At 73.1% G+C, this 22,268-nt stretch carries 17 protein-coding genes; 11 read left to right on the top strand and 6 right to left on the bottom strand.

The genetic code is table 11. The features are described from left to right. Positions 1-51 precede the first annotated feature (51 nt). From cyc2 to BJ965_RS07950, 3 genes are all read left to right on the top strand, one after another. A complete protein-coding gene (gene cyc2 / locus BJ965_RS07960) occupies positions 52-2,247 on the top strand; it encodes a germacradienol/geosmin synthase Cyc2 (protein WP_184908027.1) in 2,196 nt (731 codons plus the stop codon). A gap of 23 nt (positions 2,248-2,270) precedes the next feature. Next, entirely contained in the window at positions 2,271-2,411 is a 141-nt protein-coding gene (locus BJ965_RS07955; protein ID WP_184908026.1) for a hypothetical protein, read from the top strand. A 132-nt stretch (positions 2,412-2,543) separates the two neighbouring features. Further along, a complete protein-coding gene (locus tag BJ965_RS07950; protein ID WP_184908025.1) occupies positions 2,544-3,110 on the top strand; it encodes a PDZ domain-containing protein in 567 nt (188 codons plus the stop codon). 9 nt (positions 3,111-3,119) lie between these two features. Here the strand turns inward: BJ965_RS07950 and BJ965_RS07945 are convergent, their stop codons facing one another. Next, positions 3,120-3,875, bottom strand: coding sequence for a phosphodiesterase (locus BJ965_RS07945; RefSeq protein WP_184908024.1), 756 nt, complete (start codon positions 3,873-3,875; stop codon positions 3,120-3,122). Between the two features lie 185 nt (positions 3,876-4,060). Here BJ965_RS07945 and BJ965_RS07940 point away from each other — a divergent pair, with 185 nt between their 5' ends. Then, positions 4,061-5,188, top strand: a complete 1,128-nt coding sequence (locus tag BJ965_RS07940; protein ID WP_184908023.1) for an aminopeptidase P family protein — start codon at positions 4,061-4,063, stop codon at positions 5,186-5,188. A 46-nt stretch (positions 5,189-5,234) separates the two neighbouring features. Continuing rightward, a complete protein-coding gene (locus BJ965_RS07935) occupies positions 5,235-6,242 on the top strand; it encodes an aminoglycoside phosphotransferase family protein (protein ID WP_184916930.1) in 1,008 nt (335 codons plus the stop codon). 294 nt (positions 6,243-6,536) lie between these two features. Here BJ965_RS07935 and treZ read toward each other — a convergent pair whose 3' ends face one another. After that, a complete protein-coding gene (gene treZ / locus BJ965_RS07930) occupies positions 6,537-8,282 on the bottom strand; it encodes a malto-oligosyltrehalose trehalohydrolase (protein ID WP_184908022.1) in 1,746 nt (581 codons plus the stop codon). A gap of 174 nt (positions 8,283-8,456) precedes the next feature. Here treZ and BJ965_RS07925 point away from each other — a divergent pair, with 174 nt between their 5' ends. Together BJ965_RS07925 and BJ965_RS07920 are read left to right on the top strand one after the other, a co-directional pair. Next, a complete protein-coding gene (locus BJ965_RS07925) occupies positions 8,457-9,008 on the top strand; it encodes a DUF1707 and FHA domain-containing protein (protein WP_031111569.1) in 552 nt (183 codons plus the stop codon). Positions 9,009-9,169: 161 nt separating this feature from the next. Next, entirely contained in the window at positions 9,170-10,528 is a 1,359-nt protein-coding gene (locus tag BJ965_RS07920) for a M14 family zinc carboxypeptidase (protein ID WP_184916927.1), read from the top strand. Between the two features lie 67 nt (positions 10,529-10,595). On the opposite strand, the gene BJ965_RS07915 is transcribed toward BJ965_RS07920, so the two are convergent. The 3 genes from BJ965_RS07915 to glgX form a co-directional block, all read right to left on the bottom strand. Then, positions 10,596-11,846 carry a M14 family zinc carboxypeptidase gene (locus tag BJ965_RS07915; RefSeq protein WP_184908021.1) on the bottom strand — a complete coding sequence of 417 codons (1,251 nt, stop codon included), beginning with the start codon at positions 11,844-11,846 and terminating at the stop codon, positions 10,596-10,598. A 110-nt stretch (positions 11,847-11,956) separates the two neighbouring features. After that, positions 11,957-14,326 carry a malto-oligosyltrehalose synthase gene (treY, locus tag BJ965_RS07910; RefSeq protein WP_184908020.1) on the bottom strand — a complete coding sequence of 790 codons (2,370 nt, stop codon included), beginning with the start codon at positions 14,324-14,326 and terminating at the stop codon, positions 11,957-11,959. A gap of 106 nt (positions 14,327-14,432) precedes the next feature. Then, complete coding sequence (gene glgX, locus BJ965_RS07905) at positions 14,433-16,598, bottom strand: glycogen debranching protein GlgX (RefSeq protein WP_184908019.1); 2,166 nt, start codon at positions 16,596-16,598, stop codon at positions 14,433-14,435. A 179-nt stretch (positions 16,599-16,777) separates the two neighbouring features. On the opposite strand from glgX, the gene BJ965_RS07900 reads away from it, so the two are divergent. The 4 genes from BJ965_RS07900 to BJ965_RS07885 all read left to right on the top strand — a co-directional run bounded on the left by BJ965_RS07900 (position 16,778) and on the right by BJ965_RS07885 (position 21,241). Then, complete coding sequence (locus BJ965_RS07900; RefSeq protein ID WP_184908018.1) at positions 16,778-17,623, top strand: Tat pathway signal sequence domain protein; 846 nt, start codon at positions 16,778-16,780, stop codon at positions 17,621-17,623. A 58-nt stretch (positions 17,624-17,681) separates the two neighbouring features. Further along, the gene (locus tag BJ965_RS07895; protein ID WP_184908017.1) at positions 17,682-18,998 is read left to right on the top strand and encodes a copper amine oxidase; all 1,317 of its coding nucleotides are present in this window, start codon (positions 17,682-17,684) and stop codon (positions 18,996-18,998) included. A 102-nt stretch (positions 18,999-19,100) separates the two neighbouring features. Further along, complete coding sequence (locus BJ965_RS07890) at positions 19,101-20,342, top strand: SAV2148 family HEPN domain-containing protein (protein WP_037832048.1); 1,242 nt, start codon at positions 19,101-19,103, stop codon at positions 20,340-20,342. Between the two features lie 176 nt (positions 20,343-20,518). Beyond that, positions 20,519-21,241, top strand: a complete 723-nt coding sequence (locus BJ965_RS07885; RefSeq protein WP_184908015.1) for a 3'-5' exonuclease — start codon at positions 20,519-20,521, stop codon at positions 21,239-21,241. A gap of 25 nt (positions 21,242-21,266) precedes the next feature. Here BJ965_RS07885 and BJ965_RS07880 read toward each other — a convergent pair whose 3' ends face one another. After that, entirely contained in the window at positions 21,267-22,130 is an 864-nt protein-coding gene (locus BJ965_RS07880) for a phosphotransferase enzyme family protein (protein ID WP_184908014.1), read from the bottom strand. Between the last annotated feature and the right edge of the window lie 138 nt (positions 22,131-22,268).

The raw sequence follows: 22,268 nt of genomic DNA, 5'->3' as shown, positions 1-22,268 counted from the left end.
TCATGTCCGGCCCGGCGGATGCCGCCGCGGGGCGGCGGGTAGGGCCCGGCCATGACGCAGCCGTTCGAACTCCCGCATTTCTACCTGCCGCACCCCGCGCGGCTGAACCCGCATGTCGACGAGGCCCGGGCCCATTCGACCGCGTGGGCGCGCGAGATGGGCATGCTGGAGGGCTCCGGCGTCTGGGAGCAGGCCGACCTGGACGCGCACGACTACGGCCTGCTGTGCGCCTACACCCACCCCGACTGCGACGGCCCCGCCCTGTCCCTCATCACCGACTGGTACGTGTGGGTCTTCTTCTTCGACGACCACTTCCTGGAGATGTACAAGCGCAGCCCCGACCGTATCGCCGGCAAGGCGCACCTGGACCGGCTGCCGCTGTTCATGCCGCTGGACCTGTTCGCTCCCGTGCCGGAACCCGAGAACCCGGTCGAGGCGGGCCTCGCCGACCTGTGGGCGCGCACGGTGCCGAGGATGTCCGAGGGGTGGCGGCGCCGCTTCGCCGTGGCCACCGAGCATCTCCTCAACGAGTCGATGTGGGAGCTGTCCAACATCAACGAGGGGCGGATCGCCAACCCCGTCGAGTACATCGAGATGCGCCGCAAGGTCGGCGGCGCCCCCTGGTCGGCGGGTCTCGTGGAGTACGCGACCGCCGAGGTGCCCGTCGCCGTCGCCGGGACCAGGCCGCTCAGGGTGCTGATGGAGACGTTCTCCGACGCCGTGCACCTGCGCAACGACCTGTTCTCCTACCAGCGCGAGGTCGAGGAAGAGGGCGAGAACAGCAACGGGGTGCTCGTCCTGGAGACCTTCTTCGGCTGCACCACCCAGGAGGCCGCCGACACCGTCAACGACGTCCTGACCTCCCGCCTCCACCAGTTCGAGCACACGGCGTTCACCGAAGTGCCCGCGGTGGCCCTGGAGAAGGGGCTCGGGCCGGACGAGGTCGCGGCCGTCGCGGCGTACACGAAGGGGCTGCAGGACTGGCAGTCGGGCGGCCATGAATGGCATCTGCGCTCCAGCCGCTACATGAACGAGAACGCGGTGCGCGGCGGCAGCCCCTGGCCGGGATGCACCGGCATCGGCACCTCGGCCGCCGACGTGCGTGCCCTGCTCGCGACGGCCGGAGCCACGGGGGCACCTCCCACGCCTTTCGGGCAGTGGGGGAGGCTGCGCTCCCACACCCACGTGCCGTACCAGAAGGTCGGGCCGTCGCGGATCCCCGACATCCGCATGCCGTTCCCGCTGGAGCTCAGCCCGCACCTGGACAACGCCCGCCGCGGTCTGCGCGCGTGGGTGGAGCGCATGGGCATCCTCGCCGAGGGCGTCTGGGACGAGGACAAGCTCCGCGCCTACGACCTCGCCCTCTGCTCGGCCGGTCTCGACCCGGACGCCACGCCCGAGGCCCTCGACCTCAGCGCGCAGTGGCTCGCCTGGGGCACCTACGGCGACGACTACTACCCCCTGGTCTACGGCCACCGCCGCGACCTCGCCGCCGCCCGCCTGACGACGGCCCGCCTGTCCGACTGCATGCCGGTCGACGGCGCTGCACCGCCCCCGGCCAACGCCATGGAGCGCGGCCTGGCCGACCTGTGGGCGCGTACCACCGCCGGGATGACGCCCGAGGCGCGGCGCACGCTCAAGGACGGGGTGAACGTCATGACCGAGAGCTGGGTGTGGGAGCTGTCGAACCAGGTCCACAACCGCGTGCCCGACCCGGTCGACTACCTGGAGATGCGCAGGGCGACCTTCGGCTCCGACCTCACCCTGAGCCTGTGCCGGATGGGACACGGCCCGGCCGTCCCGCCCGAGGTCTACCGCAGCGGCCCGGTCCGCTCCCTGGAGAACGCCGCGATGGACTTCGCGTGCCTCCTCAACGACGTCTTCTCGTACCAGAAGGAGATCGAGTTCGAGGGAGAGATCCACAACGCGATTCTCGTCGTGCAGTCCTTCTTCGGCTGCGACTACCCGACCGGACTCGGCATCGTGCACGACCTGATGAGCCAGCGCATGCGCCAGTTCGAGCACGTCGTCGCGCACGAACTGCCCGTCCTGTACGACGACTTCCAGCTCGGCAAGGAGGCCCGAGCGGCCATGGCGACCTATGTGGCGGACCTGCGGAACTGGATGTCCGGCATCCTCCACTGGCACCGCGAGGTGGACCGCTACAAGGCCGAGTGGCTGTCCCGGCGCACCCACGGCTTCCTCCCGGACCGCCCGCCGGCCGTGCCCGTGCCCGCGCTCCGCTGAGGCGGCGATGTCCGGCCGGACCGATGCGGCACGGGACATCCACCGCCACCTCGGCGCACGAGGACATGGGCGTGATGCGGCCCGTCGTCGTGATGCCCGGGCGGGTGCTGAAGTCCGGCCACGACGGGGCGCACGGCGGTCACGGGGACGGCCGCACCGGCTGATCCCTGACCGCGCCGGGCCCCGGTCAGTCTCACTCGTTCGTGGCTCGTCGTCCGCCGGTGCGCCGGGTAGAGCACCTGCCGTGATCGTTCCGGGATCCGCCGGATGCGATCGGCACCATGCGGAGGCGAGCCATGGAACAGACCGCGCTGCGACCCAAGCCGATGCCGGGTCAGGAGCCCGGGGGAGTCACGGCCGTGACGGGGCCCGGCCCGTCACGGCCCCGCCCGCACGCCGCCCGGCGACGCGGGAGGCGGCTCCTGAACGTCCTGCTCGCCTCGTTCACGGGCGTGGTCCTGGTCCTCTCCGGGATCGGACTCGGGGCGATGGGCACCGCGGTACTCGGCAAGGGCGGACGTCTCGACCCGCGAGGGTGGCAGCACACGCCGTCGCTCCCCGGCCCCGCGCCCGCCGCTGCGACGCCCTCCGCGCCCGCCGCCGCGACGCTCGGCGTGCAGGTCATGGACGCCCGTAAGCCGGGGGCCGTGGTCGTGGGGCTGCACGTCCCCGGGCCTGCGCAGGCCGCCGGGCTGGTGCGCGGCGATGTCCTCCTGGCCTACGGCGCGACCCGTATCGACACCGCCGCCGATCTGGTCCGGGCCGTCGCCCGCACCCGGCCGGGCTCCGAGGTCAGACTGACGGTCCGCCACCGCAGCGGCGGCTACGAGCAGCTGACGCTCGTACCTGCCGTCGCCGCGTGACGCCTGCCCTCACGGCACGACGCGGAAGTGGCTGGTGAGCCGCCCCGAGCCGTCCAGCACGTGGAACGCCAGCCCGGGCGGCGCCTCCCGGTCGGCGATCTGCTCGCCCTCCCAGGGCAGCCGCAGCGTCCACGTCACACCCGGCCCGACGACCAGGGGCCGCCCCGCGAACGAGGTGGCGGCGGGGGTGTGGGCGTGGCCGGTGATCAGCCCGGCGATCTCCGGCCGTCGGGCCAGCAGGTCCGCAAGCCGGCCGGGGTGACGCAGCGCGCAGGAGTCGGGCAGCGGGTGGTGCAGTGCCACCGGCGGGTGGTGGAAGGCGAGCAGGGCCGGAAGGCCGCCGTCGAGTTCGTCGAGGGTCGTCTCGATCCAGTCGCAGGTCTCCTCGTCCAGTTCCCCGTCGTCGCTGCCCGGGACGCTGGAGTCGCACATCAGCACCGCGCCGTCCTCGAAGACCTGCACGCTGTTGACCGGCCCCTCGCCGCCGGGCCGGCCCAGCAGCGCCTTGCGGTAGGGCGTACGGCTGTCGTGGTTGCCCGGGCAGGTCAGCACCGGGAACGGGGCGTCGCCGGTGCGCAGTCCCAGGATGCGGGCGGCCTCCTCGTACTCCGGCTCCGTGCCGTGGTCCGCGATGTCCCCGGTCACCAGCAGCGCGTCCACGTGGCCCGGCAGCTCCCACAGGCGGTCGCGCACCCGCTCGGCGCGCTCCGTCGCCCGCGCGCTCCCGTCCAGATGCAGATCGCTGATGTGCGCGAGTACCAGCACCGTCGTACGCCCCCTCGATCGACCACTTAATGGAAGAGTCGCATCTAAGCATTAGCTATAACGCTCGGGCAATCCGCTGCCGTGAGGCAGGTTGCCGGGGTGAATGCCCGCAGACGGCTCGCGCCGCCCCCTCCGGCCGGGCAGGATGCTGCCCGTAGCCCCTTCGCCCGTTCTGGGAGGCCCGGATGACCGGAAGCACGGCCGCGTCCTTCACCGCCGACGACTACCGGGCCCGTATGGAGCGCGCCGCGCGGACGGCCGCCGAAGCCGGGCTCGCCGGCCTGCTGGTGGCCCCGGGACCGGACCTGGTGTGGCTCACCGGCTACACACCCCCGGCCGTCACCGAGCGCCTCACCCTGCTGGTCCTCTCCGCCGGGCAGGACCCCGTCCTCGTCGTCCCCGCCCTGGAGGCCCCGGACGCGCACCGGGCGGCCGGCGCGGCCGCCCTGACCCTGCGCGACTGGACCGACGGCAAGGACCCCTACGCCGCCACCGCCGCCCTCCTCGACCCCGCGGGCCGGTTCGGCATCAGCGACAACGCCTGGGCCCTGCACCTGCTGGCCCTCCGGCAGGCCATGCCCGGCAGCTCCTACGCCTCGCTCACCGAGGCCCTGCCGATGCTGCGCGCCGTCAAGGACGCGGCCGAGCTGGACCTCATGGCGGCCGCCGGAGCCGCCGCGGACGCCACGTTCGAGGAGATCCGTAACGTCCCCTTCGCCGGGCGCCCGGAGTCCGAGGTGGCCGCGGACCTCGACCGGCTGCTGCGCCGGCACGGCCATGAGCAGGTCGACTTCACCATCGTCGCCTCGGGCCCGAACGGCGCGGACCCGCACCACGAGGCGGGCGACCGCGTCATCGCCCGCGGCGACATGGTCGTCCTCGACTTCGGCGGACTGCGGGACGGCTACGGCTCCGACACCTCCCGCACGGTCCACGTCGGCGAGCCCACCGACGAGGAGCGGCGTGTGCACGACATCGTGCGCGAGGCGCAGGAGGCCGGCTTCCGCGCCGTGCGGCCCGGCGCCGCCTGCCAGGACGTCGACCGGGCCGCCCGCGAGGTCATCGCCGCCGCCGGCTACGGCGAGTACTTCATCCACCGCACCGGACACGGCATCGGTGTCACCACCCACGAGCCGCCGTACATGATCGAGGGCGAGGAGCGGCCCCTCGTGCCCGGCATGTGCTTCTCCGTGGAACCCGGCGTCTACCTGCCCGGCCGGTTCGGCGTCCGCATCGAGGACATCGTGACCGTCACCGAGGACGGCGGACGGCGCCTGAACACCACCGCGCGCGAGCTGGTCATAGTGGAGTGAGGCCCCGATGTCCCCAGCTCGCCTCCCGAACGGCAACGGCGCGACCATGACCCAGGCACCCACACCCACCGCGGACACCGTCCGCCGGCTGGTCCTGTCCCTCCTCAAGGACGCCAAGGAAGGCAAGAACGCCAAGGACTCCAAGGGCGCCGAGGGCGCCCGGGAGGGCCGCGGCGGCAAGGAGCCCCGGACGGGCGGGAGTGGCTCCGGCCCCGACGTCCGGCCCGCCACCCCGGGCGCCGAACCCGTCACCTGGTGGGTCGGCACCCGCCACGTGCTGCGGCTCGCCCCCGACCGCGAGGCCACCCTGCGCCAGCGCCGCGAACTGCGCCTGCGTGACCTCGTCCGCCCGCACGTCCCGGCGGCGGTGCCCGTCAGCGTCGCGAACGGCGAGTGGGCCCCCGGGCTGAGCTACACGCTGGACACCAAGGTGCCCGGCGGCTCGGGGGAGGAGCACGACGTGTCCGCCGTCGGCGAGGCCGACCTCGCCGCGCTCCTCACGGGTCTGCGCGAGGTGCCGGTCCGGCAGGCAGAGACGCTCGGCGTGCCGCGCGCCGCGCCGCGTTCCCTGGAGGCACTGCGCCGGGCCGCCGTACGCGCAGCCGAACGCCTCTCCGCAGCCGACGAGTTCGACGCCACACGCCTGAACCAGCTCACCCCGCCCGCCGCGTCCCAGCTCGCCGCCCAACCCGCCTCGGCGGTCCTCACCCACCGCACCCTCACGGGCGGGCATCTCGTGGTCAGCGCCGACGGCCGGGTGCGCGGCGTGCTCGGCTGGGCGGGCGCGGTCGTCGGTGACCCGGCCGAGGACATCGCGGGCCTCGCGCTCGCCGTCGGCTCACCCGCCGCCGTGCGCGCCGCCACCCTCGCCGGCTACGGCGCCCGGCCCTGCCTGCGCGGCCTGTGGCTCGCCCGCTGCGACAGCGTCGTCCACCTCGCCGAGGACCTCACCGGCAAGGACGTCACCCTGCTGCGGACCCGGCTGCGCCGCGCCTGGGAGCCGATCCTGCTGGAACGCGTGACGGACCTGGGGAACGCGGACGACTCCCTGTAGCGGGCCGGGCGGTACCCTCCCCCATGGCTGTCCTCCGCCCATGAAGCGCACCGCGGCGGCCGTCTCCCCGCCGACCGCCGCCGCCCTTCACCTGCCTGGCAGGCTGCTCCGGGAGCGTCGGCAGACCCCGGCACGGCGCCTCACCGTTGTACGCCACGCAGACGTCCTCTGTACGCCACGCAGACGTCATCGCCGTGTGCACCGCGGTGGGCGGCGCCCGCATCGCGAGTCCGACGGTCCTCACGCCCGTGATCAAGGCGCAGGACGCGAAACTCCGCTGACGTCTCCCGCCGCTCAGTCCTGGGCGAGCACCACCGCCGACTCCCCGGGCAGCCGCACCACCCCGTCCGCCCCGGGCTTGTCCACCGGCTCCCACGCGGCCAGCACGCGCGCGTGGGGCACGCCGAGCGGCAGCTCGGCCGGCTCGGGAGCCAGGTTCACCGCCACCAGGACGTCCCCGCGCCGGAAGGCGAGCCAGCGGCGCTCCTCGTCGTGGGCCACCCTGGTGTCGGCGAGGTCGGGGTCGGTCAGGTCCGGCTGCCCGTGACGCAGGGCGAGGAGCTGCCGGTACCAGGCCAGCACGCGTGCGTGGGGCTCGCGTTCCGGCTCGGACCAGTCGAGGCAGGAGCGGTCCCGGGTCGCCGGGTCCTGCGGGTCGGGCACGTCCTCCTCCTTCCAGCCGTGCGCGGCGAACTCCCGCCGCCTGCCCCGCCGTACGGCGTCGGCGAGCTCGGGGTCGGTGTGGTCGGTGAAGAACTGCCAGGGCGTGCCCGCCGCCCACTCCTCGCCCATGAAGAGCATCGGCGTGAAGGGCGCCGTAAGGATCAGCGTGGCCGCGCACGCCAGCAGCCCGGGGGAGAGCAGGGCCGAAAGCCGGTCTCCCTGGGCGCGGTTGCCGACCTGGTCGTGGGTCTGGCCGTAGCCGAGCAGCCGGTGCCCGGCCACCCGGGTGCGGTCCAGCGGGCGCCCGTGGTGGCGCTGCCGGAAGCTGGAGTACGACCCGTCGTGGAAGTAGCCGCCGGTCAGGGTCTTGGCCAGCCCGCCGAGCCGGGCGTGCGCGAAGTCGGCGTAGTACCCCTGCGACTCACCGGTCAGCGTGGTGTGCAGGGCGTGGTGGAAGTCGTCGTTCCACTGCGCGTGCAGCCCGAGGCCCCCCTCCGCGCGGGAGGTGATGAGCCGCGGGTCGTTCAGGTCCGACTCGGCGACCAGGAACAGCGGTCGGCCCGTCTCGGCGGCCAGGGCGTCCACGGCCTCCGACAGCTCCTCCAGGAAGTGGTACGCGCGCGTGTCCACCAGCGCGTGCACCGCGTCCAGGCGCAGCCCGTCGATCCGGTAGTCGCGCAGCCAGGCCAGCGCGCTGCCGATCAGGAACGCGCGCACCTCGTCCGAGCCCGGCGCGTCCAGATTCACCGCGGCGCCCCAGGGCGTGTGGTGGGTGTCAGTGAGGTACGGGCCGAAGACGGGCAGGTAGTTGCCGGACGGCCCGAAATGGTTGTGCACCACGTCGAGCACCACGCCCAGACCGAGCTCGTGGGCCCGGTCGACAAAGCGTTTCAGCGCTTCGGGGCCGCCGTACGGCTCGTGCACCGCCCACAGCGAGACACCCTCGTAGCCCCAGCCGTGCGTCCCCGGGAAGGGGCACAGGGGCATCAGCTGCACATGCGTGACGCCGAGTTCGGCGAGATGACCGAGCCGCTCGGCCGCCGCGTCCAGAGTGCCCTCGGGCGTGTACGTCCCCACGTGCAGCTCGTACAGCACCGCGCCGGGCAGCGGCCGTCCCGGCCACCGCGCGCGCCACGCGTACCGCTCGTGGTCGACGACCGCGCTCAGCCCGTCCGGGCCGTCCGGCTGCCGCCGCGAGCGCGGATCGGGCAGCACGGGCCCGTCGTCCACCGCGAAGCCGTACCGGGATCCCTCGCGCGCCTCGGCCTCGCCCCGCCACCACCCCGCCCGTTCCGGATCACGCTCCAACGCGTGGGTGACGCCGTCGCACTGGAGCGTCACTCGGCCGGCCTGTGGTGCCCACACCTCGAACTGCACGGACGGTTCCCCTTCGTCTGCTCACCGTGATGTAGCTCGTCCATGGTGCGTCAAAAGAGATCAATCCGCCGGTGCATCCACCCATTTGCGGCGGGTCTCCCCGTAGTGCGCGCGTGGGGCGGCCGATTTCCCGTTTCCTGGACAGCCCGGCCGCACTGTCCGACAATCACGAGCGTGACGTCGTCCTTCGAGTTCAACACGTTCCCCGCGCGGCTCTCCGACGCGGAGCGGGACCGGGTGCTGAAGGTGCTGCGGGACGGCGTCGCCGTGGGCCGCCTCTCCCACGACACGTTCGTCCACCGCATGGAGCTGGCGCTCGCCGCCCGCCGCCCGGACGAACTCGCCGCGCTCACCGCCGACCTGCGCACGGAGAGCCGCCTCTCGCGCCTGGTGTTCGGCACCGTCGAGGCCGTCTCCGGATTCTCCGTACGGCTGCGCAGGGCCTGGCAGGCCGAGCGGCTGCCCAAGCTGCAACTGCCCCACCCGTCGCACGGCCATCCGCTGCGCATAGGCCGCGACCCCGCCAGCGGACTGCGCCTCAACCACGAGACGGTCTCCCGTGTGCACGCCGAACTCCGTCACCAGGGCGGCATGTGGGTCCTGCGCGACCTCGGCTCCACCAACGGCACGACGGTGAACGGCAGGCGCGTCGTCGGGGCGGCCGTCGTCCGTGAGGGCGACCAGGTGGGCTTCGGCAGGATGACGTTCCGGCTGTCGGACGGCTGACCGGAAACGGAGCCACGCCTCACCTCTGGCCTGGGGGTTACCGAATGTCGGTCCCGGGGGATTGGCCGAAATCCCATTGCGGTTCACGGTGTTGACGTACCCCTGAAGTCGTGACTGACTGTGTGTAGGCCAGCTACACCTGGTGAACCGACGGCACCGCCCTGGGGAGGTGTGCCCTGCCGCCCCTGCCGCGCTTCCCGACCGTCGACGAACTGGGTGCGCGGGCCGCCGCCCTCGTCGCCCGCCACCCCCGTGACGCCCGGCTGCGCCGGGTCGGCACCTCCCGTGCGGGCACCCCCCTGTGGCTGCTCTCCGTCGGCCACGGCAGTCGCCAGGCCCTGGTCGTCGCCGGCCCCCACGCCAACGAACCGGTGGGCGGCGCCACCGTGCTCCGCCTCGCCGAGCGGGCCCTGGCCGACCCGCGGCTCACCGAGGGCGCGGACGCCACCTGGAACCTGCTGCTGTGCCTCGACCCGGACGGCTCCCGCCGCAACGAGGGCTGGCTGCCCGGCCCCTACACGCTCGGCCGGTACGTCCGCCACTTCTTCCGGCCCGGCTTCCTGGAGCAGCCCGAATGGCTGCCCGACGGCGCGGCGGGCGCCGCCCTGCCGGAGACCCGCGCCCTGCTCGGCCTCCAGGACGAACTGCGCCCGTTCCTCCAGTGCTCCCTGCACGGCGTCGACATCGGCGGCGGCTTCGTGGAACTCACCCACGACCTGCCCGGCCTCGACCGGCGCCTCGCCCACATCGCCGCCCGGCTCGGCATCCCCCGCGAACTCGGCGCCTACGACGCCCTGTACTGGCCCGGCCTCGGACCCGCCGTCTACCGGATCCCGCCGCCGCGCCGGGCCGGTCTGGTCGCGGCCATGACGGAGGCCGCCGTCGAGTCCACGTGGTACCACCCCTCACGGCACGGCACCGTCACCGCGGTTGTCGAGGCACCCATGTGGGGCGTGATGGCCGTGGCGGACGGCTCCGCGCCGGCGGACCGGGACGCCGTGCTCCGGGCCGTCAGCCGCACCCTGCGCCACGACACGGGCCGGCTGCGGCACCTGCTGGCCCGGATCCGGCCGCACCTCGGCACCGCGCCGGACACGGCCCGCCTGCTCGCCCCGGTCGACGACTACCTCCTGGTCTGCCCCGGCCTCGCCGACGCCTGGGACCCCGACACGGGCGACAACCCGACCCACCCCCTCCCGGCCCTGAGCACCGCCCACCTGGTCGCCCTGCGCATCTCCGCGCGACGGCTCGCCCTGCGCACGGCGGGACTGCTGCACCAGCTCGTCCGGGCAGCCGGCCGCGACCCGGACGGGGTGCTGCCGGAGCTGGACCGGATGATCGACGACTGGTGCGCCGAGTACCGCGACGACTGCGGGGCGCGCTGGATCCCGGTGGCCCGCCAGGCGGAGTACCAGGCCCGGGTGGTGCTCGCCGCGTTCGAGCTGGCGGGGCGGCACACCCGTGCCCGCTCCGGTTCCGGTCCTGGTCAGGGCGAGCCGGTGCCGCTGCAACGGGACTGAGACACGGGGGCCGACCCACAGGGCTGGGACACGGGGCCGACCCACAGGGCTGGCACACGCAGGCCGGCTACGACGCCCTCTCGCGCGCGTGCAGCGCCGCCGCGACGACCGTGCGGGACTGGTGCTCCACCTGGTGCTCCAAAGGCACCCAGCGGGCACGGAACCGTTCCGCGAAGGCGTCGCTCCAGGTCGACACGAGTTCCTCGAGCTGCTGCGCCGCCGCCTCGTCGATCCCGCGCAGCACCCGCAGCAGCATGGCCGCCGCCCGCAGCGGCACGCGGCGCGCGAACGCGTCCACACTGCCGACGTACGCCCGGGTGCGGTCGGCGGGCGGTGTGTGGAGCAGGTCCGAGGCCAGGCCCGGCACCAGGTCCAGCCCCCACCGCGCGGCCCGCAGCAGCGGCCCGTCCAGGTCCGCCAGCCGGGGCAGCACGCCGTCGAGCACGCGCGACACCTCCAGCGCGTCCCGCTGCAGCCGGCGCGCCAGCAGCCCGATCGCCGCCGCAGGAGCCGGATGCGGAGCCGGGTCGTCGACCAGGTCGCTCGCCCACATCGGCACCTCGACGACCGCGGTCAGCCCGTCGTACCGATGGGCGTGGTACCAGGTGCTGTGCCGCGCGTCGTCCGGCAGGCTCGGGTACGCCGGCCCGATCCCCGGCGCGGGCATCACATGGACGCCCGGCCCGGAGGCGGGCCAGCCCGCGGCGTCCGACGCGCCGGTCTCCACCGGGATGTGCAACTCGGCCGCGGACTTGGCGAACGGCTCCGCGAGCCCCGGTACGTCCCTCGTCAGCTGCACCCAGCTGCCGCCCAGGTCCGTGCCGTGCAGGGTGACCTGGAGGTACGGGCGCAACTCGTCGATGACGCCCGTCAGGGCCCGGGTCTCGGGCGGCAGCCGGTCCGGCGGCAGTACGGACGGCGCCCACTCGGGCTGCTCCGGGCCCGCCGGCCGGAAGAATCCGAGGTGGTAGTCGAAGAGGCTGCGCGGCGCCGGCGTGACGTGCAGGCTCGCCCCGTCGGGGTCCGCGCACAGCAGGAAGTGCCAGGAGATGCCGTCGCGCAACTCCCGCTGCTCCAGGACCCGCCGGGCGAGCGCGAGCAGTGTGCAGGAGCCGGTCGGCTCGTTGGCGTGGGCGCCGGCGACCACCAGGACGGCACGGCGGGCCCGGCCCACGGACAGCAGGTGCAGAGGCCTGCCCGCGCGTGAGGCACCCACCTGCCGCAGGGTGCACACTCCGGGACGCTGAGAGGTCAACGCCCGGGCAGCAGAGACCTGTTCGGTCACCGTCGGGTAGCGCAGCTCCGGCAGGACACTCACCCCCGTCACATCCCCCCGAGTTCGCCATCGCAGTACCCCACGGCCGTGGTGCGGTGTCAAGGGCCCGGCGGGGGAGGCTCCGGGGGGCGCCCGGAAGCATGGCCCCGCCCTCAGCCGTCCACCCTCTCCAGCAACGCCACCGGCACCCCCGCGAACAGCTCCGCCACGCGCGCGTGCCCCGTGAACTCCCGTCCCGGCTCCAGCACGTCGGCCCAGCGGCCCGGCGGCAGCGGCAGTCGCGTGTCCCCCCAGCCGCCCGCCTCGGCGAGCCGCAGGGACAGGCGGGTCACGGCCGTCAGCACCTCACCGGAGCGGACGAACGCCAGGCAGTGCCGAGCCGCCGGGCCCTCGGCCGGCAGCGCCAGGTACGTCGCCGTGTCGCCGAAGGCGCCGGGCCGCCGGGCCCGCAGCCCCAGCGCCGCCCGCGTCACCGCCGCCTTCTCCCCGGACGTGCCGCCGGACTCCGCGGGCGGGAAGTCCACCGCCCGCCGGTTGTCCGGGTCGACCAGCGCCCGGTACTCGGCCTCCGTGCCCTGGTAGACGTCCGGGACGCCCGGCATCGTCAGCTGCACCAGCGCCGTGCCCAGCACGTTGGCCCGGATGTGGGGCGCCAGCGACTCCCGGAACGTGGCGACCCGCTCACCCGGCGCCCCGCACGGCCCGGCCGCCACGAACCGCTCCACCGCCTCCTCGTACGGAGGCTCCTGCTCGGTCCAGCTGGTGTACAGGCCCGCCTCACGCACATGCTTCAGCAGCGCCCCCTGCGCCCGCTCCCGCACCCCGGAGGCCGGGCCCAGGCCGAACACCGTCTGCCAGGCCGCCCACGCAAGCTGCGCGTCCGGCACCCCCTCCCCGGTGCGGGTCACCTCCGCGAGCACGTCCGCCCAGCGGTCCGGGCACTCGGTGAGCACGTGCAGCGCCGCCCGGACGTCCGCACTGCGCTTGGTGTCGTGCGTGGTGGCCACCGTGCCGGTCACCGGCCAGTCGCGCTGCACGCGCGCGCAGTACGCGTGGAACTCCTCCGGCGACAGCGCGGGAGCCCCCGGATTCCCGCCCACCTCGGTCGCCGACAGCAGGGGTACGTACCGGTAGAACGCCGTGTCCTCCACGGACTTGGCGCGCAGCGCCGACGAGGTCTGCGCGAACCGCGTCCGGAACTCCAGCTGCGCCGGCCCGTCGCCGTACCGTCCCAGCACCAGGTCCCGTACGACGTCCACCGCACCGGCCTCCTCGGGCACCGCGAAGGCGTGCCGGGCCTCGGCGGCTGCCTCCTCGGTGACCACCAACGCCGCGTCGGCGGACTCGTAGGGCCGGTAGACCTCCATGCGCACCAGGAGCTCCTGGAGTGCCGTGCGCAGTGCCCAGGGGGCCCGGTCGCGCAGGGCCGGCTCCGGCGAGGTCGCGCACAGCCGGCTCGCCACCCGCGTCAGCCGGTCGGTCTCGGTGGCCAGCTCGTGCGTGAGGACCTTGTACGCCGCCCGCCGCACCGTCGCCTCCCACTGCCCGCCCCGGTCCGTCTGCGGGGCCGCGAAGCGCCGGTACTGCCCCAGCAGCTCCCCGAACCCGGCGGGGTCCGTGAAGACCCCGTCCACGTGCCGCAGGGCGTCGTACCCGGTGGTTCCCGCCACGGGCCAGGACGCCGGCAGGTGCTCGCCGTCGGCCAGGATCTTCTCCACGACCGTCCAGCGGCCCCCGGTCGCCTCGTGCAGCCTGGCGAGGTAGCCGTCGGGATCCGCGAGACCGTCGGGGTGGTCGATGCGCAGCCCGTCGATCACGCCCTCGTGCAGCAGCCGGAGGATCTTGTCGTGAGTGGCCTCGAACACCTCCGGGTCCTCCACGCGCACCCCGATGAGCTCCGAGATGCTGAAGAACCGCCGGTAGTTGAGCTCGGTCCGGGCCAGCCGCCACCACACCGGGCGGTACCACTGCGCGTCCAGCAGATGCGGCAACGGCAGGTCCTCGGTGCCCTCGCGCAGCGGGAGGACATGGTCGTAGTAGCGCAGCACGTCACCGTCGACGCGCAGCTCGTCGAGCACCTCGCTCAGCGGCCCGCCGAGGACCGGCAGCAGTACCTGGCCGTCCTGCGCCTCCCAGTCGATGTCGAACCACCGGGCGTACGGCGACTTCGGGCCCTCGCGGAGCACCTCCCACAGGGCGCGGTTGTGGCGCGGGGCCATGGCCATGTGGTTCGGGACGATGTCCACCACCAGGCCGAGCCCGTGCTCGCGCGCGATGCGCGCCAGCGCCCGCAGTCCCTCCTCGCCGCCCAGTTCCTCGCGCACGCGCGCGTGGTCGACGACGTCGTAGCCGTGTGTGGAGCCCGGTACGGCCTCCAGGACGGGGGACAGATGCAGGTGCGAGACGCCGAGCGAGGCCAGGTACGGCACGACGGCCGCGGCTGCTCCGAACGGGAACTCGGGCTGCAGCTGCAGCCGGTACGTGGCCGTGGGCACCACCGGGTCAAGTCGCTCAGGTGTCATGGAACGTACGTACCCGCCCCGCCGCCGTTCGTGTCATCCCCCGCGCCAGGTGCGCCGCGCGTCGCCCGGACGGGTGGCTTCCGGGCGACACGCACGCGCCGAGCGGTCAGACGGGCCGCTGGAGCACCGTCATGCTCCGGTCCGGCAGGGTCAGCCGGTCCCCGGCCTGCACCTTCGGGCCGGTGTCCGAGGGCACGCCGGACGGGAGGGCCGTGTCGACCACGACCTCCCACTGCCGCCCGTGATTGACCGGAACCACGAACTCCAGCGACTTCGGTGAGGCGTTGAACATCAGCAGGAACGAGTCGTCGCTGATGCGCTCCCCGCGGGCGCCCGGCTCGGAGATCGCGTTGCCGTTGAGGAACACGGTCAGCGCCGACGCCTGCGCCGAGTCCCAGTCCCGCTGGGTCATCTCGCGGCCGTCCGGGGTGAACCAGGCGATGTCGGACAGGTCGTCGTGCGTGCCCTCCACGGGCCGGCCGTGGAAGAAGCGCCGCCGGCGGAAGACCGGGTGGTTGCGGCGCAGCCACACCATCGCGCGCGTGAAGCCCAGCAGTTCCCTGCTCGGCCCGCCCCGCGCGTCCCCGTCCTTCGCGTCCGCGCCCTCGCTCTCCGCGTCCTCCTCCTGCGGCCACTCGACCCAGGCCAGCTCGTTGTCCTGGCAGTAGGCGTTGTTGTTGCCGCGCTGGGTGCGGGCGAACTCGTCGCCGTGGCTGATCATGGGCACGCCCTGGGACAGCATCAGCGTCGCGATGAAGTTCCGCATCTGCCGGGCGCGCAGCCGCAGCACGTCCGGGTCGTCGGTTTCGCCCTCGACCCCGCAGTTCCAGGACCGGTTGTGGCTCTCGCCGTCCCGGTTGTCCTCGCCGTTGGCCTCGTTGTGCTTGTCGTTGTAGGCCACCAGGTCGTGCAGCGGGAAGCCGTCGTGGCAGGTCACGAAGTTGATCGAGGCCAGCGGGCGGCGCCCGTCGTCCTGGTACAGGTCGGACGAGCCGGTCAGCCGCGAGGCGAACTCCGCGAGGGTGCGCTGCTCGCCCCGCCACAGGTCGCGCACGGTGTCCCGGTACTTGCCGTTCCACTCGGTCCACAGCGGCGGGAAGTTGCCCACCTGGTAGCCGCCCTCGCCCACGTCCCACGGCTCGGCGATCAGCTTCACCTGCGAGACCACCGGGTCCTGCTGCACCAGGTCGAAGAACGACGACAGCCGGTCCACCTCGTGGAACTGCCGGGCCAGCGTCGCCGCCAGGTCGAAGCGGAACCCGTCGACGTGCATGTCCGTCACCCAGTACCGCAGCGAGTCCATGATCAGCTGGAGCACGTGCGGGGACCGCATGAGCAGGGAGTTCCCGGTCCCGGTCGTGTCCATGTAATAGCGGGGGTCGTCGGTGAGCCGGTAGTAGCGCGAGTTGTCCAGGCCCTTGAAGGACAGAGTCGGGCCCAGGTGGTTGCCCTCGGCGGTGTGGTTGTAGACCACGTCGAGGATCACCTCGATCCCGGCCTCGTGCAGCGCCTTGACCGCCGACTTGAACTCCAGCACCTGCTGGCCCCGGTCGCCCCAGGACGCGTAGGCGTTGTGCGGGGCGAAGAAGCCGATGGTGTTGTAGCCCCAGTAGTTGTTCAGACCCATGTCGACCAGGCGGTGATCGTTCACGAACTGGTGTACGGGCATCAGCTCCAGGGCGGTGACCCCGAGCTCGGTGAGGTGCTCGATGATCGCCGGGTGCGCGAGGGCCGCGTACGTGCCGCGCAGCTCCTCCGGCAGGCCCGGGTGCCGCATGGTGAGGCCCTTGACGTGGGCCTCGTAGATCACCGTGTGGTGGTACTGGGTGCGCGGCCGCCGGTCGTCGCCCCAGTCGAAGTAGGGGTTGACCACGACCGACGTCATCGTGTGCGGCGCCGAGTCGAGATCGTTGCGCCGGTCGGGATCGTCGAAGTGGTAGCCGTAGACCTCCTCGCCCCAGCGGATCGAACCGCTGATCGCACGCGCGTACGGGTCGAGCAGCAGCTTCGCGGAGTTGCAGCGCAGCCCCCGTTCCGGGGCGTACGGACCGTGCACCCGGAACCCGTACCGCTGTCCCGGCATGATGCCCGGTACGTACGCGTGCCGCACGAACGCGTCGCTCTCCCGGAGCTCGATCGCCGTCTCCGAGCCGTCGTCGTGCAGCAGACACAGCTCTACTCGGTCCGCGGCCTCCGAGAAGACCGCGAAATTGGTACCGGCGCCGTCGTACGTGGCACCGAGTGGATACGCCTCGCCAGGCCAGACCTGCATGGATACGACTCTTTCAGGTGTGCGGCGCCGGTGGGGACGCCTTGGTCCCGAGTCTCCCCGAAAGTGAGGGAACCTCCTATGACTTATGTCCCTCTTACCGAGTGACCAGTGCATACGCGGTATGCCAAACCATTGGGGCAATCACATACTCCCGGGGCTTGGGGGAGTAGGGGGAAGACGTGCGCAACATAGTGCACCGCCACCTGGGGAAGATGGTGGCCGGTACGGCCATCGCGGTGGCGGGGACCGCCGTGATGGTGGCGGTGACCCTGCCGGGTACGGCGGGGGCGGACGACACCGGGACGCGGGCGGGCCGATCCGCTCAGCAGGGGACGGGCGCCGCGGGGGCGGGCGCCGCGGGCTCGGGCGCCGCGGGCTCGGGCGGCCGGGCCGTGTCGCCGGGCGTCGTGGAGGCGGCACCTGCCGAGGGGCAGAAGGGCGAGGGCCGCGACCCGCTGACCGACGACGAGCTGAAGCGGGTCGAGAAGATCGCCCTCAGCAAACAGCTGTTCCGCAGCAGCGAGAGCGTCGACGGGGACCGCGGCCCGCAGCGGCTCGGCGTCGACCTCGCCGAACCCGAGGCCGACGAGGTCGGCCGGCCGGACGCGCCCCGGCGCGCCGACGTGACGTTCTACGACTACCGGGACGACACCCTCGTCACCCGGACCGTCGATCTCGGCACCGGCACGGTGGTGCACAGCGACACCCAGCACGGCGTCCAGCCGCCGCTGAGCCGCGCCGAGAAGGCCGAGGCGGCCGCCCTCCTGATCGCCGACCCGCTGGGCGCGGGCCTCAAGGCCGACTACAAGGACGCCACCGGCAAGGCCCTCACCTCCCCGGACCAGCTCCAGCTCAGCGGCGCCGTCTACCGCGCCGCGCCGGGCGCCCAGCCCGCCGTGCTCGACCGGTGCGGGGAGCACCGCTGCGTCCGGCTGTTCCCGAAGGTCAAGAACGGTCCGTGGGTCGACGCCCGGTCGCTGGTGATCGACCTGAGCGCCCGCAAGGTCGCCCGGCTCGACCGCTGACCCGCCCTCCTCGCTCACCCGTCCACCTCGCTCCTCCTCGTCAGGGAGTCATCTCGTCATGCGCGTGAACAGCAACACCAGGGCCCGCACCCGGGCGGCCGTGGGCCTGACCGTGGCCGCGCTGGCCGCGGGCGCCACGGCCGGCGCGGGACCGGCCACCGCCCAGCCGAAGGCCGCCCCCGCCGCGGCAGCCGACTGCAACGCCGCCTACCGCATCGAGCAGAAGCTCTCCACCGGCACCACGTGGCGGATGTGCTGGCGCTACGACGGCAAGGCCGGCCTCGTGCTGGAGAACATCTCGTACCAGCCCAAGGGTGAACCCAAACAGATCAAGGTCCTCAACAGCGCCCGCCTCGGCCAGATCCACGTCCCCTACGACGACGGCAAGGTCGAGTACGACGACCTCACCGGCTTCGACTTCGCCCAGGGCCTGATGAACCTGGCGCCGGGCGAGTGCCCCGGCGGGACCATCAGGACGGTCAAGGTCCCGGACTCCTGGAACGAGGACCCGAACGTCAAGGGCCTGTGCACCACCACCCGCTCCCGCGGCCACGCCTACCGCATGCAGGGCGACACCGCGAACAAGGTCTTCCAGACCGAGGGCAAGGACCTCCTCGTCTACACGGTGAACCAGGTCGGCTGGTACGAGTACATGACCGAGTGGCGCTTCCAGGACGACGGCACCATCACCATGAACGTCGGCGCCACCGGCAGCCTCTCCTGGGACGACTACGACGCCGGCGACGGCCGCGGCTGGCCCATCGGCAAGGGCGCGAGCGCCAAGGCCACCAGCCACAGCCACAACGCCTTCTGGCGGCTCGACTTCGCCCTGGACGGCTCCACCAAGAACAAGGTCGAGCAGTACGACTCCACCGTCACCGCGCCCACCCGGGGCCAGCGCGCCCCCACCACCAAGACCACCCGCACCAAGGTGACCAAGGAACTGGCCGGCGACAGCAAGGCCTACCGCTGGTGGCGCATGGTCAGCGCGACCGGCAAGAACAAGGACGGACACGCGCGCTCCTACGAGATCGTCCCCGGACCCACGACCAGGTACCCCGGACGCAGCTACACCAAGCACGACCTGTACGTCACGCAGTACAACAAGTGCGAACTGTTCGCCAGCAACAACCCCGGCAACTGCGGGGCCGGAGCCGGGAAGTCCGTCGACAAGTGGGTGAACGGCCAGGCCCTGACCCACCCGGTGGTCTGGATGAACATCGGCTTCCACCACATAGCCCGGGACGAGGACCAGCAGCCCATGCCCGTCCACTGGCAGGGCTTCTCCATCGCCCCGCGCGACGTCACCGCCATGAATCCGCTCACTCCGGCCGAGCTCGGCTGGCAGAACGGGCACTGGCGCCCCCGGAGTTGAGAACTACCCTGCCCATCCGGCTGCACCGCCGACCGCTCCCGGAGTACCCTTCCTTGATCGTTGACAAGGGCGGTGCCCGGGGGAGTGGAAGGCGGTGCGCGGGTGGGCTCGGGAGGGCTGGAGCTGCCCCCTGGTGACGAGGGTCACGAGGGGAACTCCACTGACGTCCCGACCGGTGCCGTGTCCCTGGCGCGGCCGATGGACGCGACGGGCTCCATCGGCCCGGAGCTGGACTGGGACGCCGACGCCTGGCGCGAGGTGCGCACCCGTGCCCAGCGGGCCGGCCGGGCCTACATCTGGCTGAACCTCGTCGAACAGCGGCTGCGCGCGGTGGTCGCCGCCGTGCTGCGGCCCGTCTACGAACCCGTGCACGGCGAGGACTGGGTGGTGGCCGCCGCCGGGCCGGCCGGCCAGGAGTGGGTGCAGCGCGCGGTCGCGGTCCGCGAGGTCAGCCGCCGCAAGGGCTATCTGCTCGACCCGGCCGACGACAACGTGCTCTCCTTTCTCACCCTGCCGCAGCTGCGCGAGCTGATGGTGCAGCACTGGCCCTGCTTCGAGCCGTACTTCGACGACCGCCGTGACGTCGAGCTCGCCCTGGACGAGCTGGAGGTCACCAGGAACGTCGTCTCCCGCAACCGGGCCCTGTCCGAAGCTGTGCTGAACCAGGCCGAGCGGGCCTCGGCCCGGCTGCTGGAGATGCTCGGAGCGGGCGGTGACGTGCCCTCGGCGCGCAGGCTGCCCATCGACGCGGTCGAGGACCTGGTCGGCGACCGGTACGCCGACGTGGTCGCCGTCCACCCGGACCGGGTGCGGCTGATGCGGCAGTTCCCGGCCGAGGACATCTTCGGCGGCGCCCGTCGGCTCGACGCCATCGGCATCGGCCTCAACCTGCTCGTACAGAACTTCTCCGGCCGGCGCCTGGTGCGGCTGGCCGAGTCCGGCTGCCGGGTGCGGCTGCTGTTCCTCAACCCGGCCTCCAGCGCGGTCAAGCGCCGCGAGCGGGAACTGGGCATCAAGCGCGGCGAGCTCAGCCGGGCCGTCGAGATGAACATCCTGCACATGCGCCGGGTGCGCGCCCGGCTGCGCGACCCGGGCGCCTTCGAGATCCAGGTCTTCGACGAGACGCCGCGCTTCACGGCCTATCTGGTGGACGGCGACGGCGCGGACGGCATCGCGGTCGTGCAGAACTATCTGCGCCGCACCCGGGGCATGGAGGCACCGGTGTTCGTGCTGCGCAACGGCAGCAAGGTGGTCAAGTCGGGCGAGATGGACGAAAGCGGCCTCTTCCCCACGTACCGCGAGGAGTTCGAGGTGATGTGGGCGGATTCGAGGCCGGTGTCCTGAACGGTGCCTCTGTGCACGGTGGTTCTCCGGTCCGCCGCCGGGGCTGAGCGGAGTGCCCGACGGGGGGTGCGCGGAACGTCGGCGGGGGGTAAGCGGAGCGCGCTCCTCTGATTGTCAGTGGTGCATGGGAAGGTGGAGACCACTGGGGGAACGCACCACAAGAAGGGGGACCGCCCATGGGCTGGCACCGGGAGCTGCTGGTCGGCTTCGACCTGGAGACGACGGGCACGGATCCGCGCGAGGCGCGCATCGTCACGGGGGCCGTGATCGAGGTCAGGGGCGGGGAGCCGATCGGGCGCCGGGAGTGGCTGGCCGACCCGGGAGTACCGATCCCCGAGGACGCGGTGGCGGTGCACGGCATCAGCAACGAGCGCGCGGCGGCCGAGGGCAGACCGGCCGACCAGGTGGCGGACGCGCTGGCCGACGTCCTCACCTCCTACTGGAAGACGGGTGTGCCGGTCGTCGCCTACAACGCGACCTTCGACCTCACCCTGCTCTCCGCGGAGTTGCGGCGCCACGGACTGCCGTCCCTGCGCGACCGCCTGGGCGGCGTGGACCCGGCCCCGGTCATCGACCCGTACACCATCGACCGCTGGGTCGACCGCTACCGCCGCGGCAAACGCAACCTCGAAGCGGTCTGCGCCGAGTACGGCGTCGTCCTCGACGCAGCCCACGACGCCATGGCCGACGCCCTGGCGGCGGCCCGCCTGGCCGGGGCGATAGCCGACCGCCACCCCAAGATCGCCATGCTCGGCCCGGCGGCCCTGCACCATCGCCAGATCGAGTGGTACGCGCAGTGGGCGGCGGACTTCCAGAGCTTCCTGCGCGGCAAGGGCGACGCGACCGCCTCCATCGATGGGACGTGGCCCCTGCGGGAGTTGGCGGACGAGCCGGTCTGAGACGGCTTCAGCCGGCGCCGGACGGTCAGAACGGATACCACCGCACCGTCTCGTCCCCGTCCCTCAGCGACCGCACCCGCCGCTCGAACTCGGCCCGTGCCTTCGGGTTGCCCGGCGCATGCTGGGCGACCCACGCACAACTGGCCGTCTCCCGGGCCCCGCGCAGCACACCGCAGCCCGCCCAGTCGCGTACGTCCCAGCCGTAGGTCTCCGTGAACGAGGCGTACGCCTCGTCCGGCATCCCGTACCGGTCGTGGGACAGCGCCATCACCACGAGATCGTGCTCGCGCAGATCCGCGGACACCGTCTCCAGATCCACCAGCACGGGCCCGTCGGGTCCGACGTGCACATTGCGCGGCAGCGCGTCCCCGTGGATAGGCCCCGGCGGCAGGTGTGGCGTGAGCGCGGCGACCCGGGCGGCGAACCCGTCCCGCCGCTCGCGCAGGTACGCCGCGTCCGCGGCATCGATCGCGTCCCCCGCGAGCCGCAGCCACCGCTCCACACCGCCCAGCAGATCGCGGGCCGGGAGTGCGAAGGGAGGGAGGGGCGTGGCGTGCACGACCCGCAGCAGTTCGGCCAGATCCCGCGGCTCGGCGGGCCGCACGGCGTCAGGCAGCCGGTGCCACACCGTCACCGGATGCCCGTCGACCAGCAGCGCCTCCGGTTCGGCCGCCCGCACCGCCGGCACGTCCGCCTCGGCGAGCCACGCCGCGATGTCCAGTTCGCGGCGCGCCCGATCGAGGAGTTCGGCGTCGCGGCCGACCTTGACGACCAGGTCACCTGAGGCGAACACCGCGTTCTCACCCAGGGCGAGCAGCCGCGCCTCCCGGGTGGCACCGGGCAGCACCCCTGCCGCGGCCAGTACGTCCCGCGCCCGTGCCTCGTCCATCGTCCGCCTCCGTCGTCCACACCTCGACCGTCGGGTTCCGGCCATCCACCGGCCAGTGTCGCATCGGCACAGGTCGGGCGGCGTACGCGGTGCCTTGACGAGGCACACGGCCTTCACGAGCATGACCAGGCCGGCCGA

This window comes from Streptomyces luteogriseus (assembly GCF_014205055.1).
In the GTDB taxonomy this organism is placed as follows: Bacteria; Actinomycetota; Actinomycetes; order Streptomycetales; family Streptomycetaceae; genus Streptomyces; species Streptomyces luteogriseus.
This window is presented reverse-complemented; position numbering and strand designations above follow the sequence as displayed.